The 17,248-nt window shown below is 42.3% G+C and carries 18 protein-coding genes; all 18 read right to left on the bottom strand.

The window, feature by feature from the left end:
• Nucleotides 1–579 precede the first annotated feature (579 nt).
• Nucleotides 580–2,073, bottom strand: coding sequence for a lysine--tRNA ligase (lysS, locus tag WD019_RS17205; RefSeq protein WP_026678080.1), 1,494 nt, complete (start codon nt 2,071–2,073; stop codon nt 580–582).
• A gap of 11 nt (nt 2,074–2,084) precedes the next feature.
• The gene (locus tag WD019_RS17200; protein ID WP_026678081.1) at nt 2,085–2,510 is read right to left on the bottom strand and encodes a GreA/GreB family elongation factor; all 426 of its coding nucleotides are present in this window, start codon (nt 2,508–2,510) and stop codon (nt 2,085–2,087) included.
• Between the two features lie 96 nt (nt 2,511–2,606).
• Nucleotides 2,607–3,602, bottom strand: coding sequence for a tRNA dihydrouridine synthase DusB (dusB, locus tag WD019_RS17195; protein ID WP_425712280.1), 996 nt, complete (start codon nt 3,600–3,602; stop codon nt 2,607–2,609).
• On the bottom strand, nt 3,586–3,828 hold the full coding sequence (locus WD019_RS17190; protein WP_026678083.1) for a helix-turn-helix domain-containing protein: 243 nt from the start codon (nt 3,826–3,828) through the stop codon (nt 3,586–3,588). The genes dusB and WD019_RS17190 overlap by 17 nt, the downstream gene beginning before the upstream one ends.
• On the bottom strand, nt 3,780–4,307 hold the full coding sequence (gene folK / locus WD019_RS17185; RefSeq protein WP_026678084.1) for a 2-amino-4-hydroxy-6-hydroxymethyldihydropteridine diphosphokinase: 528 nt from the start codon (nt 4,305–4,307) through the stop codon (nt 3,780–3,782). The genes WD019_RS17190 and folK overlap by 49 nt, the downstream gene beginning before the upstream one ends.
• A complete protein-coding gene (gene folB / locus WD019_RS17180) occupies nt 4,307–4,669 on the bottom strand; it encodes a dihydroneopterin aldolase (protein WP_026678085.1) in 363 nt (120 codons plus the stop codon). Before folB ends, folK begins: the two co-directional genes overlap by 1 nt.
• A complete protein-coding gene (gene folP, locus WD019_RS17175; protein ID WP_026678086.1) occupies nt 4,662–5,519 on the bottom strand; it encodes a dihydropteroate synthase in 858 nt (285 codons plus the stop codon). Before folP ends, folB begins: the two co-directional genes overlap by 8 nt.
• Nucleotides 5,516–6,397 carry an aminodeoxychorismate lyase gene (pabC, locus tag WD019_RS17170; protein ID WP_026678087.1) on the bottom strand — a complete coding sequence of 294 codons (882 nt, stop codon included), beginning with the start codon at nt 6,395–6,397 and terminating at the stop codon, nt 5,516–5,518. Before pabC ends, folP begins: the two co-directional genes overlap by 4 nt.
• Nucleotides 6,382–6,978: an aminodeoxychorismate/anthranilate synthase component II gene (gene pabA / locus WD019_RS17165; RefSeq protein ID WP_026678088.1), complete on the bottom strand. Its 597-nt coding sequence runs from the start codon at nt 6,976–6,978 to the stop codon at nt 6,382–6,384. Before pabA ends, pabC begins: the two co-directional genes overlap by 16 nt.
• Nucleotides 6,975–8,372, bottom strand: coding sequence for an aminodeoxychorismate synthase, component I (gene pabB, locus WD019_RS17160; RefSeq protein WP_425712281.1), 1,398 nt, complete (start codon nt 8,370–8,372; stop codon nt 6,975–6,977). Before pabB ends, pabA begins: the two co-directional genes overlap by 4 nt.
• Nucleotides 8,373–8,516: 144 nt before the next feature.
• Nucleotides 8,517–9,449 carry a cysteine synthase A gene (gene cysK / locus WD019_RS17155; protein ID WP_026678090.1) on the bottom strand — a complete coding sequence of 311 codons (933 nt, stop codon included), beginning with the start codon at nt 9,447–9,449 and terminating at the stop codon, nt 8,517–8,519.
• 207 nt (nt 9,450–9,656) lie between these two features.
• A complete protein-coding gene (gene hslO / locus WD019_RS17150) occupies nt 9,657–10,544 on the bottom strand; it encodes an Hsp33 family molecular chaperone HslO (protein ID WP_026678091.1) in 888 nt (295 codons plus the stop codon).
• A gap of 12 nt (nt 10,545–10,556) precedes the next feature.
• Nucleotides 10,557–11,333, bottom strand: coding sequence for a type III pantothenate kinase (locus WD019_RS17145; protein WP_425712279.1), 777 nt, complete (start codon nt 11,331–11,333; stop codon nt 10,557–10,559).
• Between the two features lie 94 nt (nt 11,334–11,427).
• The gene (gene ftsH / locus WD019_RS17140) at nt 11,428–13,332 is read right to left on the bottom strand and encodes an ATP-dependent zinc metalloprotease FtsH (RefSeq protein ID WP_026678093.1); all 1,905 of its coding nucleotides are present in this window, start codon (nt 13,330–13,332) and stop codon (nt 11,428–11,430) included.
• Between the two features lie 76 nt (nt 13,333–13,408).
• Nucleotides 13,409–13,951 carry a hypoxanthine phosphoribosyltransferase gene (gene hpt / locus WD019_RS17135; protein ID WP_026678094.1) on the bottom strand — a complete coding sequence of 181 codons (543 nt, stop codon included), beginning with the start codon at nt 13,949–13,951 and terminating at the stop codon, nt 13,409–13,411.
• Nucleotides 13,952–13,964: 13 nt separating this feature from the next.
• Nucleotides 13,965–15,365 carry a tRNA lysidine(34) synthetase TilS gene (tilS, locus tag WD019_RS17130; protein ID WP_425712278.1) on the bottom strand — a complete coding sequence of 467 codons (1,401 nt, stop codon included), beginning with the start codon at nt 15,363–15,365 and terminating at the stop codon, nt 13,965–13,967.
• Between the two features lie 109 nt (nt 15,366–15,474).
• Nucleotides 15,475–16,452, bottom strand: a complete 978-nt coding sequence (locus WD019_RS17125; protein WP_425712277.1) for a protein kinase domain-containing protein — start codon at nt 16,450–16,452, stop codon at nt 15,475–15,477.
• A complete protein-coding gene (locus tag WD019_RS17120; protein WP_026678097.1) occupies nt 16,409–17,164 on the bottom strand; it encodes a VWA domain-containing protein in 756 nt (251 codons plus the stop codon). Before WD019_RS17120 ends, WD019_RS17125 begins: the two co-directional genes overlap by 44 nt.
• Nucleotides 17,165–17,248: the final 84 nt, after the last annotated feature.

The following is a 17,248-nucleotide window of genomic DNA, read 5'->3' as shown; positions in this document are numbered from 1 at the left end:
TGGGATGGTTTATCCCTGACTTACCTGGCTTTTGTTTAGTTTTCAAAGAACATTTTAAGATGTTTTTTGTTCCGTCGCTCGTTTTGGCGACTTTGTCATCTTACCACGTTGTCGCTTTTCTTGTCAACTACTTTTTTTAAAAAACTTATTTGTTCTTGCGATTAAGTAGTATTTCCGGCGACAAGAAATAATATACCACCTTTTAAAAACGTGTGCAATACTTTTTTTAGAAAAACTTTATTCTTCATTTTGGATAAGAAAACCCATACGAGACGTATGGGTTTTCAGGCTGTCGAGAAAGAAATCAACAGCCTTTCAAATGGACAAAAGCAGACAGATAGACTTGATTTCTTCATTCGTTGAATTATGCCTTAAGTCGGTTGAATTAATTCTAAAATTGGTTGAATTATGATCAATTTCCGTTGAATTATGATCAAATTACGTTGAATGATCTTTAAAATCGGCTGAATGAATAGGAGTGAGAAGTCGATTAATTTCTTCTAAATAAAAAAGTGTGGCGAAAACTTAGGTTTCCCCACACTCTGAAAACCCATACGAGACGTATGGGTTTTGCGATGATTACTTATCAGCATGGCGCATTTGCGGGAATAACAGTACATCACGGATCGATGGAGAATTTGTAAGAAGCATGACAAGACGATCAATACCAATGCCAAGTCCTCCAGTAGGTGGCATTCCATATTCTAAAGCTTCTACAAAGTCTTCATCCATTAAATGGGCTTCATCATTTCCTTGAGCGCGTTCTTTTAGCTGTTCTTCAAAGCGTTCTCTTTGATCGATCGGGTCATTAAGTTCGGAGAATGCATTTGCATGTTCACGGCCAACGATAAATAATTCGAAACGATCTGTAAAGCGTGGGTCATCCGGGTTCTTTTTCGCAAGCGGCGAAATTTCCACTGGATGTCCATATACAAAGGTAGGTTGGATAAGCGTTTCTTCAACAAAATGTTCAAAGAACTCATTGACAATATGGCCATATGTCATACTTTCTGTTACAGGCACATTATGTTTCTTCGCTAAAGACCGGGCTTCTTCATCGCTCATTTGTGCCCAGAAGTCTACTCCCGTCGCTTCTTTAACGGCATCAACCATGTGCACTCTTTTCCACTTCGGCTCAAGATTGACTTCATACTCTCCGTATTGAACAGTCGTTGATCCATATACTTCTTTTGCAATATGAGCAATCATATTTTCTGTCAGTTCCATAATATCGTGAAAATCAGCATATGCCTCATAAAGCTCCATCATTGTAAATTCCGGGTTATGGCGTGTGGAAACCCCTTCATTCCGGAAGACACGGCCAATTTCATATACTTTTTCTAATCCGCCAACAATCAAACGCTTTAGATGAAGCTCGATGGCGATCCTCATGTAAAGGTCCATATCAAGCGCATTATGATGGGTAATAAACGGACGTGCCGCCGCTCCGCCAGGAATTGAATGCATCGTCGGCGTTTCTACTTCCAAATAGCCTTGATCATCTAAATACCGTCTCATCGCGCGAATAATCTTACTTCGGCTAATAAACGTATCCTTTACTTCAGGATTCATAATGAGATCGACATAGCGCTGGCGGTAACGTTGTTCTACATCTTTAAGACCATGGAATTTATCAGGAAGGGGGCGCAACGATTTCGTTAACAGCTGAAAATCGCTTGCTTTTACAGACAGTTCCCCTACTTTTGTTTTAAAAACAACTCCCGTTACACCAACAATGTCTCCAATATCGATCGAATCAAACAATTCATATTGCTCTTCTCCAACCGCATCCATTCTGACATAAATTTGGATTTGTCCAGTAAGATCTTGAATATGTGCAAATCCCGCTTTACCTTTGCCACGTTTAGTCATAATCCGGCCGGCTATCGTAACACTAATGTTGCGTTCAGCAAGGTCTTCTTTTGTCATATCCCCATATTGTTCAACAATTTCTTTTGCTGAATGGGAACGCACAAATTTTGTACCAAACGGATCCATCCCTTTTTCACGAATGGCGTTCATTTTTTCTCTGCGAACCCGCAGTAGATCATTTAATTCCAATTCCTGGCTCATTTAACCCACTCCTACTTTTTGCAGTTTTGTATATCAACAATTTTGTATGAGAGTACACCCCCTGGTAAGGGGATGTCAACTTTTTCAAATAATCTTTTCCCGAGTATAGCCTTTGCTATTGGAGAATCAAGAGCAATCTTATGTTTTAGCGGATCCGCTTCTAGAGGGTGAACGATCGTATATGTATACTCATCCATATATTCTAAGTCTAAAACCGTAATCGTTCCTCCTATTTCTACAGAATCCCCCGCTTCTTTTTCATCTGAAAGAATGATTGCATTGTTTAAAACTTCTTTTATTACTTCGATTCTCTCGGAAAGGAAGTTAGACTCTTCTTCTTTTAACTTCTGTGAATGTTGTTCACTTAATAAATCTTGCAGCTCCTGCTTGAGTTTCCTCGTTCCTTCATTTGTCAGCATCACCGGTGAAAACGCCATTTGTAATCCCTCCATTTTAAAAATGAAAAGCATGATGAAATCACCAAGATGTTATTATATTCAACAACAGCCAGAAATGTTTCTGGCTGTTTGTTGTTATACTGCCTCTTCTTGCTGCTTCGCCTCTAGTTCGTCAACATAACGATAAAGTAGTTTACTCATCTCATCACGAGTCGTTTGGTTGTTTACATCTTTGCGAACTTGTGCCGTTTTCGGCAGTCCTTTTAAATACCATGCGGCGTGTTTACGCATTTCGCGAACCGCAACGTTTTCTCCTTTTAAATCAATGAGACGGTCCATGTGAAGCATGCATATATCAATTTTTTCCCGTGCCGTAGGCTCAGGTGTTACTTCTCCCGTCTCGAGATATTTTACGGTCTGGTATAACATCCACGGGTTCCCAAGAGCAGCGCGGCCAATCATGACACCGTCAACGCCGTATTCATCTAATGCACGTTTTGCATCTTGTGGAGTAGAGATATCTCCATTACCAATGACCGGAATCGATACGTTTTCTTTTACTTCTTTAATGATATCCCAGTTTGCTTTTCCTTCATACATCTGAACCCTTGTACGACCATGAACAGCGACCGCCGATCCTCCCGCCCGTTCTACGGCACGGGCATTTTCAATCGCAAAAATATGATCCTCGTCCCAACCAATACGCATTTTTACCGTTACTGGCTTTTCAACGGCATCAACGACAGACGAAACCATTTCATAAATTTTATCGGGATTGAGCAGCCATCTTGCTCCCGCATCGCATTTTGTAATTTTCGGAACCGGGCACCCCATATTAATATCAATAATGTCCGCATTCGTATTTTTGTCTACATATTTCGCTGCAGCCACCAATGATTCCCGTTCGCCTCCGAAAATTTGTAAACTTAACGGTTTTTCACGCTCATCGACGTAAAGCATTTTTAACGATTTTTCGTTTTCATAAAGAATCCCTTTGTCGCTCACCATTTCAGCGCAGACAAGCCCGGCTCCGAACTCCTTGGCGATCAGGCGAAATGCCGGATTGCAAACGCCAGCCATTGGTGCTAATACGACGGGATTTTTCAATTCGATGTCACGAATTTTTAACATGCAATTTCACCTCTTTCCCGTGTTGCTCTGGCATTAATTCTTCTATAGAAACCTGGAATATGCTTGCAATCTCTTTGATCAATTCTTCTTTCGGTTTTCGGTTTCCCCGTTCCACTTCACCAAGTACCGAAACAGAAATCCCTAAATCTTTAGCAAGCTCTTCCTGTGTATATCCTTTCAGCTTTCGAAAAGCTCGAATACGCCGTCCCCATTTTTCCTCTTCCATATGCGTACACCTTCTTTATCCTGTAGTTCGCTGAGGATTTGGTCTAGCGAAAACTGCCAACCCGGGAGAGTCACATCCGGAGCAATTTCGCGAAGAGGTATCATCACAAATGCCCTTTCCGTCATTCTTGGATGCGGAATGCGCAAAGTTTTAGTTGTGATACTTTCACTATTATACAACAAAATGTCAAGATCAACTGTTCTCGGTCCCCAATGAATTTCCCGCTTCCGTTTTAAACGGTGTTCAATCGTTTGGATAAGCGCAAGTAGCCGGGTGGCAGAATAGCTTGTTTGAAGCTTAATTACCATATTTAAAAACGGAGGCTGGTCGATGTATCCGACTGGATCAGTTTCATAAATAGAGGAAACACTTTCCACCGAAATACTAGAGTCGTCATTCAAAAACTCAATTGCTTGTCTAAGATAGCCTTCGCGGTCTCCTAAATTTGAACCTAAAGAAAGGTAGACGGTGTTATCCATTATGATCTTCTCCTCGTCATTTCAACCGCTACCGACTCATAATGACCGGGAATAGGAGGATCCGGCTTAATTACTTTTACCGTGCACTGTTTAATTTTTTCAAAACGGGAAAGGAGCGTAGAAGCAATGGACTCTACAACGGACTCTACTAAATTTTTCGGTTCGCCTTCCACAATTTCTTTTACCGTTTTATATACTTCTCCATAGTCCACCGATTGTTCCAGCCGATCTGATTTTCCCGCAGGTTCAAGATCCGCTTCTAATATAAGGTCAACATAAAAACGCTGGCCTAATTTATTTTCTTCTGGAAAAACACCGTGATAACCGTAAAACTCCATTCGGTTCATATAAATTTTATCCATCGATCCCACGTCCTTTTCCTAGCATCGCATCCATCATTTTTGCCATCCGGCTCATTTCCTTCACATCGTGAACCCGGACGATATGGCAGCCTCGTTCAATTCCAAGGCATACCGTCGCGCCTGTTCCTTCCATTCGTTCATCCACCGGTAAATTTAAAGCGTGACCGATCATCGACTTCCTTGATGTTCCTAACAGAACGGGATAACCTAAATCGACAATTTCATTCAGTCTTTTCATCGTTTCCAAGTTATCTTCATATGTTTTGGCAAACCCAATCCCTGGATCCAAAATGATCTTTTCGGAACGAACACCGGCTTTCTTTGCAATTTCAATGCTTTCTTCTAAGTCGGATATGATGTCAGCCATTAGCTCTTGATACTCCATATTGTCGCGATTGTGCATTAATATAATGGGAACTGCGAGTTTAGCGGCAACTTCTCCCATCCGTTTATCGGCTTTTGCTCCCCATACATCATTAATGATATGGGCGCCGGCATGTACCGCTTTTTCTGCTACCTCCGCTTTATACGTATCAATCGAAAGAGGTACATTTATTTCTTTTGCCAATGCTTCAATAACCGGAATCACACGGGCGATTTCTTCTTCAAGACCTACTTTTTCGGCACCGGGTCTTGTTGATTCCCCGCCAATGTCTATAATGTCAGCTCCATCTTCCACCATTTTCCTAGCATGCAAGAGAGCTTTTTCCACACTTGTGTAGTGTCCTCCATCTGAAAACGAATCCGGAGTAATATTCAGAATCCCCATTACAAATGTTTTTTTAGAAAAATCGAGAGTGTATGGTCCGCATTGAATCGTTTGTGATGATTTCTCTTGCAATTGTGTCATTCGCTTTCAACTCCTGCTATCAATAGATCCTTAATACTCCATAGCTTGCGCTTATTAAAATTGTAATACGATTGAATCTTCTTAGTGTGCTTTCCAGATTGACCAGGGAACGTTCGGCCATTCAATAATGAAACAGGAATGATTTCCTGAATGGAATTCGTTAAAAAAATCTCTTCCGCTTCTAAAAGCTCTTCAGAGATATACATCCCCTCGCAGACAACCATTCCTAAGCGTTCTGCAAGAACCATGACAAACTGCCTGGTGATGCCGTTTAAAATGCCTGTATGAAGTGAAGGTGTATATAAAGTCCCTTCTTTTATCCAAAAAATATTGGAGACGGTTCCTTCACTTATAAAACCGTCCTTCGTTAAAAAAAGGCCTTCTTGTTCGAGTGGATTTTTCAGCTCGCGTTTTCCAATAATGTTGTTCAAATAATGGTGAGACTTTAAGCGTGAAAACCCCTCGGGTGTATTTCTTCTCGTTTTTAAGATGACAAGCTCTTTTTCGACATAAGGCCCGTCCTGTGGCAGCGGTTTCCCATAAATAATAATCGTTGGTGCAAAATAAGGGGCCGTTTGCAAGCCGAGTTCTCCGGCTCCTGCTGACACATTGTATCGAATATACGCGTTCGACCATTCGTTTTTCTCTAAAAAAGACTGCACTTCTTCCCAGACTTGTTCGCGACTCAGGCTATAGTCAATATTTAATTCATTTAGCGCGCTTTGAAGCCGCTCAACATGGTTAGCCAATAAAAACGGATGGCCATCGTAGACACGGAACGTTTCAAAAACACCGAGTCCGTACATAAAGCCATGATCAAAAGGTGAAATCGCGGCATCCTTGTCTTTAACGAGTTGACCGTTTAAATAGATATACATAAAGATGATTTTCCTTTATAGGTTGAAATAAAATTTTTCAACAGTCTTTTCCCTTCAAGAGTCATAATCGATTCAGGGTGAAATTGAACACCTTCAACCGGAAGTTCTTTATGCCGAATGGCCATAATCTCATCTTCTTTTGTCCAGGCTGTAATTTCCAGGCAATCTGGAAGTGTTTCTTTTTTGACGATAAGTGAATGGTATCTTGTTGCTGAAAAGGGCTGCGGAATTCCTTCGAAAATGGTTTTTCCGTCATGAAAAACGGGTGATGTTTTTCCATGCATAAGCTGCTTAGCGCGAACGACTTCGCCCCCGAATACTTGAGCAATAGACTGATGGCCTAAACAAACGCCAAAAATCGGGATTTCCCCGGCAAATGCGCGAATCGCATCCATGCTAATACCCGCTTCATTCGGCGTGCATGGCCCTGGTGATATCATTAAAAAGTCAGGGTTTAATGCGCGAATTTCAGCGAGCGTAATTTCATCATTTCTTTTCACCATTAATTCTTCGCCAAGTTCACCTAGAAATTGCACAAGATTAAACGTAAATGAATCATAGTTATCAATCATTAAAATCATCCGTTTTGCTCCCTTTGTCCAAGATCCATTAATTGATTTTCACTAAGGTCTTTTGCTCGCCAGAGGGCCTTAGCTTTTTTTAGCGATTCCTTGTATTCGGCTTTTGGATCTGAATCAATGACAATGCCCGCCCCTGCTTGAACATGGGTCAGCCCATCTTTTACGATCATCGTTCGAATCGCAATGTTCAGCTCTAAATCACCATTATACCCGATCCAGCCTATGGAGCCTGTATAGATGCCTCTTCTCGTCGGTTCCAGTTCTTCAATGATTTCCATTGTTCGAACCTTTGGGGCACCTGTAATCGTACCACCCGGAAACGCCGCTTCGATGACATCAAAAGCATCACATTCTTCGCGAAGCATCCCGCGCACATTCGATACAATATGCATCACATGGGAGTACTTTTCAATAACCATAAACTCATTGACTTCTACCGAACCGTATTGACTCACTTTACCAAGATCATTGCGCTCCAGATCAACAAGCATGACATGTTCGGCCCGTTCTTTTTCATTTTCGATAAGCGATTTGGCAAGTTCGTCATCTTCCATTTCCGTTTTTCCGCGTGAACGGGTTCCGGCAATAGGACGTGTACTGATTTCGCTGCCTTTCTTTTTCACAAGAAGTTCGGGTGATCCGCTTACTAATTGAAACTCTGGTGTATGAAAATAACTCATATACGGTGAAGGATTAATAAGCCGCAGCTGTTCATAAATGTCCATCGCTTGCGTTTCAAGCGGCTTTGACTGGCGCACTGACAGATTCACTTGAAAGACATCGCCTGCTGCAATATACTCTTTTACTTTATCGACAGCTTTCATAAACTGTTCTTCTGTAAATGAAAAAGAATCTTTTTGTTCGATTTTTTTATGAACATGCCTTTTTACGGGTTTTTCAATAATGGCAGCCGTCCAGCTTTGAACATGTTCTTTTAGCCGTTTTTGTGCAAGCGTTTCGGACTCTGTGTCATTCACAATAATCCAGAGGACTTCTTTTTGATGATCATAGACAAATACATCGTCAAAAACGAGTAAATAAATATCTGGCATATCGAGATCATCAATGGCCATCTCTGGCAGGCGCTCAATTTCACGAACGACATCATAACTAATATAGCCGATCGCACCACCGTAAAAATCGGGAAGCCCCTCGATTGGCTCATTTAAATGGTGGGAAAACCACTCTTTCACATTTTGAAGTAGGGGCCCGTTTTTTACGGATTGCTTTCCATTTTCGACAATCGTTAATCGGTTATTTTTCCCTTTTACTATCGCAACCGGCGACAGGCCGATGATGCTGTATGTTCCGCTACGTCCGCTTTCAAGAAGCACGTGGTTATCCATATTTATAGATAATACATGATACCGTTCGAACCATTCGAATGGCTTCATCGGGATTTGTTCATATATCACTTTTCTTTTTTTAGCTGCTTTTTGTGACACTCGCTTCACGCTCCTGCTTTCTCTTATGGTCTTATTGTACATGATGACAGCAACAAAAAAAGCCCCTTTCAGGGCGTTTTTTGTTTCCATTTATTATACAGTTTCGTCAAATTGGTAAAGCGGAGTGCTCAAATAGCGTTCACCATTACTTGGAATAATAGCAAGAACCTTTTTCCCTTTTCCAAGATCTGATGCTACTTTTAACGCGGCACGAATGGCTGCCCCTGAAGAGATGCCTCCTAAAATCCCTTCTTCGCGAGCGGCTCTTCTTGCCCATTCAAACGCTTCCTCATTTTTCACCGTAATGATTTCATCATAAATTTCGGTATTTAATGTATCTGGTACAAAACCGGCACCAAGTCCTTGAATTTTATGAGGACCGGGCTTTCCGCCGGATAAAACAGGTGAATCTGCAGGTTCTACTGCGACAATTTTAATGTTCGGGTATTTTTCCTTTAGCACCTGGCCGGCTCCGGAAATTGTTCCGCCTGTACCGATCCCTGAAACGAAAGCATCCAGGCCATCTGGAAACTGTTCAACAATTTCAGGGCCTGTTGTTAAACGATGAATTTCCGGATTGGCTTGATTTTTAAATTGCTGAGGCATGAAATAACCGTTCTCTTTAGCCAGCTCCTCTGCTTTTGCGATCGCCCCTTTCATTCCTTCCGCACCCGGTGTAAGAACAAGTTCCGCCCCGTATGCGCGCAGGAGATTTCGACGCTCCATACTCATTGTATCTGGCATCACAAATATCGCTTTATATCCTTTCGCAGCGGCAACAAGCGCAAGCCCAATTCCGGTATTTCCGCTTGTTGGTTCAATAATGGTGTCTCCTTCTTTTAATTGGCCGTTTTTCTCAGCCGCTTCCACCATCGCGAGCCCGATTCGGTCTTTAACACTGCTTCCTGGATTCATAAACTCTAATTTTAAATAAACATCTGCTTGTGAATCATCTGTTAAACGGTTCAATTTGACGACTGGCGTTTGCCCAATCAATTCTGTAATGGAATTCGCAACCCTTGCCATTATTATCACTCCTAATTCCGAGTATGTTTATTGGTTTTATTGTATGTGATCAGAAATTAGTTGTCAATTATTTTCTATTATTTTTAGAAAACTTGAATTTAGTAAACCTATCAGCGAAGTCAAAGCCAGTTGCACGTATGCTTTGACTTAGAAGTGATCTTATATTCCGAAATGCCAAAAAAGAGTGGGGAATTGCCCCACTCCGATTTATCCTTTGCTTTCTTTATACAATTCCTCCAGCTCATCACGTGAAAAAAGGTACGTTTCGTTACAAAATTGACAATGCGCTTCAGCCTGGCCGTCCTCATCGATCATCGCTTTTATTTCTTCTTTTCCAAGACTGATAATGGCTCTGCCAAACCGCTCTTTTGAGCATGTACATTGAAATTTGACCGGAAGTTTTTCAAGAATCTTAACATTTTCTTTCCCTAACAGTTCATATAAAATTTCTTCCGGCGATAAACCTTTTTCAATTAATTTTGAAATAGGCGGGATCGTTTTAATCTTTTCTTCCAATAAGTCAATGGTAGCATCATTTGCGTTAGGCATTACTTGTATAATGAAGCCCCCGGCGGCTAAAATGCTGTTGTCCTCCGTATTGACAAGTACTCCTAAAGCAACAGAAGAAGGAACCTGTTCACTCGATGCAAAATAGTATGTAAAGTCTTCGCCAAGCTCTCCGGAAATGATCGGAACTTGTCCGGTAAAGTTTTCGCGCAATCCAATATCTTTTACAACAGATAAAAAGCCATTTCGTCCAACTGCCCTGGCCACATCGAGCTTTCCTTTATCATTCAGTTCAAAATGGACGTGGGGGTTTGTCACATACCCTCTCGTTTCCCCTTTCGTATTCGAGTCAACGATGATGACACCGATCGGTCCCCCGCCCTCGATTTTTACCGTTACTTTATTATTCTCTCCTTTTAACATAGCTCCCATCATCGTAGTCGCCGTCATGGCCCGGCCAAGCGCAGCAGATGCTGTTCTCCAGGTGTCATGGCGCTGTTGTGCTTCTCCTACCATATCGGTTGTTTTTATCGCATAGGCACGTATTTGCCCATCAAAAGCGAGCGCTTTTATTAAATAATCTGACATATGTCCACCTTCTCATCTATCTTCGTTTTTGTTTTTCAAATAAATTAGTTGAAGCCCCTTTAAGGTTAAGTACGGATCGACGTGATCAATCACGTTGCATTCACTGGCAATAAATCCGGCAAGGCCTCCTGTTGCAATGACTTTCGGCTCAAGCCTGGACTGCGCCTTCATTCTATTAACAATGCCCTCAACTTGTCCGACATATCCATATAAAATCCCAGACTGCATCGCAGTAACCGTGTTCTTGCCAACAATGCTATCCGGTTTTACGATTTCAACGCGCGGCAGTTTTGCAGCGCGGGTAAATAGCGCTTCTGTCGCGACATTAATTCCGGGTGCAATCGCACCCCCCATGTATTGCCCTTTTTCATTGATGTAGCAATAGGTTGTTGCCGTTCCAAAATCAACAACAATTAACGGACTTCCGTAATAATGAATGGCCGCTACCGCGTTCACAATTCGGTCTGCACCGACCTCTCTTGGATTTTCATACTTAATGTTTAATCCTGTTTTAATACCCGGTCCGATAATGAGCGGTTTTTTATAAAAATATTTTTTGCACATCCGTTCTAAAGCAAACATTATTGGCGGAACTACAGAGGAAATAACGATTCCTTCCACCATCGTTTGATCGAGTTTAGCATGGCGGAATAGTTCGAGAATAAGCATTCCATATTCGTCTTCTGTTTTCTCACGTGATGTGCTAATTCTCCAATGATGGATCAATTCATTATTTTCATATACGCCTAAAACAATATTTGTATTCCCTACATCGAAAACAAAAATCATAATTTCCCGTCCTCGCCTTTTAAGAATTGCTTTTCCCCCTGAGTTTACCATAAAAAGAAATTGGATGCCCCAGGATGGACATCCAATTTCATACCTACTCTTTATTTTCTTCTTCGTCTTTTTTATGGATGTTAATTTTCACATCATCGCTTCCGGAGGTGAATGCTTTTCTCTCAGGGAGTTTTCCCGTCGTTACAAGCTCTTTAATTTGTTCTTCATCCAACGTTTCAACTTTAAGCAACGTTTGAGCAATAATTTCAAGCTTATCTCTATGCTCGATCAAGATCTTTTTACAACGCTCGTAACAATCTTTAATGATCGCTTGAATTTCAAGATCAATTTCGTGAGCGATGGCATCGCTGTAATTTTGCTCATTGTTGAAATCGCGGCCTAAGAAAACCTGACCGCCAGAGCTTGAACCAAACTGCATCGGTCCAAGACGTTCGCTCATTCCGAATTCCGTTACCATTCGACGGGCAATGCCTGTCGCACGCTGGAAGTCGTTATGAGCACCAGTGCTCACTTCATGGAACGTAATTTCTTCTGCAACACGTCCGCCTAAAAGACCGACGATTTTATCTAACAGTTCCGGCTTCGTCATGAAATAGCGGTCTTCTTTCGGAAGCATGACGGTATAGCCTCCGGCCTGCCCGCGCGGCACGACCGTTACTTTATGCACCGTATCCGCCCCTTCAAGCACTAAACCGATAACGGTATGTCCTGCTTCATGATACGCGACAATATTTTTCTCTTTTTCGGAAATGACGCGGCTCTTCTTAGCCGGTCCGGCAATGACACGGTCAATCGCTTCGTCAATGTCTTCCATGTCAATTTCTTTCTTATTGGCACGTGCTGCGACCAGCGCCGCTTCGTTCAATAAGTTTTCAAGATCGGCACCTGAGAAGCCAGGTGAACGCATCGCAATCGTTTTTAAGTTAACTTCTTTGCTTAAAGGCTTATTGCGGGCGTGAACGTGCAGTACTTCTTCACGACCTTTAACATCCGGCCGGTTAACCGTAATCTGACGGTCAAAACGACCCGGGCGAAGAAGTGCGGGGTCAAGGATATCCGGCCGGTTCGTTGCGGCAATGATGATAATTCCTTCATTCGCGCCAAAACCGTCCATCTCAACGAGCAACTGGTTGAGCGTTTGTTCACGTTCATCATGACCACCGCCAAGTCCTGCGCCACGCTGACGCCCTACTGCATCAATTTCATCGATAAAGATAATACAAGGCGCGTTTTTCTTTGCATTTTCGAACAAATCACGGACACGGGAAGCCCCGACACCGACAAACATTTCAACAAAGTCCGAACCGGAAATGGAGAAAAACGGAACGCCCGCTTCACCAGCGACGGCCCGGGCAAGCAATGTTTTACCAGTCCCCGGGGGTCCGACTAAAAGTACGCCTTTCGGAATGCGCGCACCGAGTGCGGCAAACTTGCGCGGGTCTTTCAGAAACTCAACGACTTCAACAAGCTCTTGCTTCTCCTCATCCGCACCCGCGACGTCTCTAAACGTAACTTTTTTCTTTTCGTCATTATAAAGCCTTGCTTTGCTTTTTCCGAAGTTCATCACACGGCTGCCGCCGCCCTGAGCTTGATTAATTAAGACAAAAAATAAGATAAAGATAATGACAAACGGGATAATCGATGTGAAAAAGGTTACCCAACCGCTTGTTTGTTCCTGTTCTTTAAAATCAACTTTTGCCGTTTTTGCCAGATCTTCAATATGCCTGGCAGCCTCAGGTGATAAAGGAACGTTCGTTTCAAAAACTTTTCCAGGCTCGTAAGACTTCAGCTGTCCCCTCGCCGAATAAACTCCGCCGCTCGGCTGAAGTTCAATGCTCTCGACTTTTCCTTGATCGATGTCTTTTAAAAGCTCGCTGTATGAGATTTTTTGCACTTCGTTATTCTTACCGTTAAATAAGCTAACGATCGCAACAACAACTAAAAAGATCAATAAGTAAAATATGGTATTTCGGAAGATGCGATTCATTCCTTACCTCCTCAACGACAATGAAACGATTACCTCAAAGATTGTCTTTTTACTCAATGTGAGGTTCATCAAGCGTCTACTTATCTTCATAGATTTCTCGTTTTAAAACCCCGATGTATGGAAGATTACGATAGCGCTCACTGTAATCCAACCCATAGCCAACAACAAATTCATCCGGAACGACAAACCCATAAAGATCAGGTTTAATATCAATTTTACGTCCAGTTGGCTTATCTAACAGCGTTACAATCTTCACAGAGTTCGCATTACGATGATGGAATAATTGCACGAGATAACTTAATGTAAGCCCGCTGTCTATTATATCTTCGACAATGATTACATCTCGCCCTTCAAGCGACGTGTCTAAATCTTTAATAATTTTCACTTCACCGGAAGAGACGGTAGATGCACCGTAACTGGAGACGGCCATTAAATCAATTTCGAGATGGATGTCCATGCTCTTAATTAAATCGGCCATAAAAGGCAGGGCACCTTTTAATACTCCAACAACAAGCGGAAAACGGTCTTTATAGTCGTTCGACAATTGTTTTCCAAGTTCTTCAACCTTTGCTTGAAGTTCCTCCCTGTTAATTAAAATTTTTTGAATGTCATCATGCATGTAGTACAGCCTCCTAGACGTCCTGGCAAAAATTTTTATAGCGTAAAACTATCCATCCGTCGGCATTCATTGACGTTTTCATTTCCGCATGTTTTAAGCCCGGAATCCATAAAATGTTGCCATTTCCATCCTCTACAATTGGCCAGACATCGCGTAAGTGTTTCTCTATTTTCTCGTCAATAAATATATCTTTTACTTTTCGGGAACCCTTCATGCCCTTTAAATGAATACGATCACCGGGCGCCCGCGAGCGAACGATAATTGGATAGTTTACATCATTTACAGCACATACAAAAACATCTTTTCCCCGAAATCCACACGGATCATCATCCTCTTTATATTCAGCGGTCAACTCTCCTAAGGGCAGTCGAATCCTTGCAGGAAAGGTTAATTGGTATTCGTACCCTTCCCACTTGATCGGCCGTTCAAACGATAGCGTACAACTTTCATATGAACGTGTGACCAATAGCCCCTCTGGAAAATGAAGCGTTCCAGATGGATGATCACTTGTGAGCAAAGTTAAAAAATGTTCGATATGTACAGAGGAAATAGATGTAAGCTTTTCTTCATATAGATAGTTTAATATTAGTGTAATCATTCTTTTTTGTAAAGGAATTGGCATTGCCAGAAATTTAGAGATCGCAAGACGGACCACCGTCTTATTTTTCTCGATGATGCAATCCTTTAGCTTTTCTTTTGCCAGCTCTATTAAGTACGTTTCATCCTCATGAATAGTTTCACTTAAATATTGAAATTTTTCATGAACCGCTGGATTTTCTTGTTTTAAGAAAGGAAGAACATGATGGCGAAATCGATTTCTCGTGTAGTCATCTCCTTCATTTGTAGGATCCCGTCGTGGAAAAATGTTATTTACGTTACAATAATGCTCTATTTCATCCTTTATTATTCCAAGAAACGGGCGGATAATTTCTCCGCCTGCAAACGGCCGCCGGATCCGCATCCCTCCTATAGAAGAAATTAGCCCTCCCCTCGTCATCCTCATGAGCATCGTTTCAATCTGGTCATCTCCATGATGGGCTAAACAAAGGCTATCTGCGCTATATTTGTTCATTATTTTTTCAAAAAAGGCGTACCGGACTTCGCGAGCTGCCACTTGTGTGCCTAAGCCCTTCTTTTGTTTATACGCCCCGACATCCACTTGCTCTCCTTCAAATAAAATGCCGCGGCTCCGGCAAAAATCCCTGACATACAATAAATCTTCTTCCGATTGCTTTCCACGCAGCATGTGATCGACATGGGCAGCGATCACGCGAATGAAGCCTTTTTGCTCCTTTTTCCATAAATAATGAAGAAGCGCCATCGAGTCAGGACCACCGGAAACACCAACAATGACGGTTTGCCCTTCTGTCAGTAAACGATGCTTTTCTACAAATTGATCGACCGCTGGCCACAATTCGTTAAGTACCTCCCTTCTGTGTGAAATCAAACAAATCCTTTGCATTTCCATAGAAATAATACCATAATTTTTTTAAAATAATGCATCCTTTTCATAGAAAACCTACTCACATTGTCTGGCTAACGAGATAAAACATGTATACGATAAATAAAAACGACGCCAGAAGAAGGGTTTCGAATATAATTTTTGTTTTCTTTTTCTTTTGATTGCTGCGGCGAACACTCCTTGACATCGCCTTCTGGTCAGCTGCTGGCGCCTGTTTTTTATACGTACTTAAGGTATGAACAAGATCGTTGCGCATTTTTTCCGCACTATTGTACTTACCGAATAGTCCGTTGATGACAATTTTGCGATAGCGCTTAAGAAGTGGGCTTTTGTTTACGGCTGCTGCCAGCTGTTTCTCAGGCTGCGCCTTTTTTTCAAATCTCGCCGGATAGGCCATATTTAACATAATCATGCACGCCGCAAATAGATCGTACTCAGGTTCAGCTCTCCTTGACCCTAATCCCCAATAGCCGCGATCAAAAAACTCCGTATATTCTTTGATGGAGCGTCCAATAAGTGTCGTGCCGCCGACATCGATTAAGCGAATGCGATAAGGCGGACCGACTACTATTAAATTGTCTGGCTTTAAATCGCCAAATGCCCATCCTGCCTTATGAAGCCGCTCGAGGTCTGTTAACAATTGAACGAGTAAAATGCCGACCCATTCCTCTCGTTTTCCTTTCATAAAGGATAAAACATTTTCGCCCTCAAGGTATTCCATCGCATAAAACGGATATTGCTTCTTTTCGTAATACCAATCATCCACATCGATTAAAGAGGGCCCAAGGACGTTTCCCTGGACCCTTGAAAATGTCTTTAGCACATTCACTTCAGACGTAATGGACATATTGTCTTGTCCAATTTTCACTGCTACTTTATTGCCGTTTGCGTCTTTTGAAAGATAAACGGCGCCCGTTGCTCCAAACCCGAGCCGCCGCATGAGAGTGTACCGGTTTTTGTGCCATTTCCCGACGATCACCGTTCCAGGCGTTAAGTTACATACCGGACTCTTCGAGAAATTCATCTGATGATGCATCATCGCGGATCAAGCTCCTTTTTGAACGTCTTATCGTAAAGGCTTGAATGGCTTCTTTAATCGCCGGGCCGGTTGGCGTAATCCCTCCAGATGATAGCTTGCTGAATATCGTTGTAAGTGAATCAAGGCGGCCGTTCCAATCCATCAACAATTCAACATCTTTTTTCTTACCTGGAAATGCATACATGGAAAACTGGTTATCTCCAATTCTTGAATTCAATGAAATGGATAAGTCAATCAGCGACTCTTGTACCGTTGCCAGCTTATTTTCCATACTCCCGGAAGCATCAATTAATATAATCACTTCAAGATCCATCGTTTCTCCGAGGTCGTCAACGACTTCAATGACTTCCCCTCTTTTTTCCGGCGGCAGATCATCGACCCGGTAATCGTTGCCGAGGATTTGCTGTAATTCGCTGTTGACGATTCCCTGGATCGTTTGTGTCATCGCTTTTTTCGTTACCATTTGAACTGTCTGCGAAAGTTGCCTTGTGTATACAATTTGGCTAATTCCGCCACCCATCGATGCAATCTCTTCTACTTCCCTTAGTCCACGAGCCTGGTATTCGGGGGTATCTTCATGAAGGACGCCAATGACGTTCACTGTAATCCCCTGTTCCCGGGCAAGGGCGGCCATCGCCACAGGATCTTCTCCCTGGTTCGAACAACCATCTGTAATTAATAGAATTTGCCGCAGTGTACCTTTTCTTTTCACACCTTATCCCTCTCTTCTTTTCGTCCTTTAACTACTATTACCATCCTTGGCACGAAAGGAGGAATTTATACCCGGGCACAGGCT

It is taken from the genome of Fictibacillus sp. Mic-4, assembly GCF_049843615.1.
In the GTDB taxonomy this organism is placed as follows: domain Bacteria; phylum Bacillota; class Bacilli; order Bacillales; family Fictibacillaceae; genus Fictibacillus_A; species Fictibacillus_A gelatini.
Note: the sequence above shows the minus strand (reverse complement) of the source record. Positions and strands in the feature narration are given on the sequence as shown.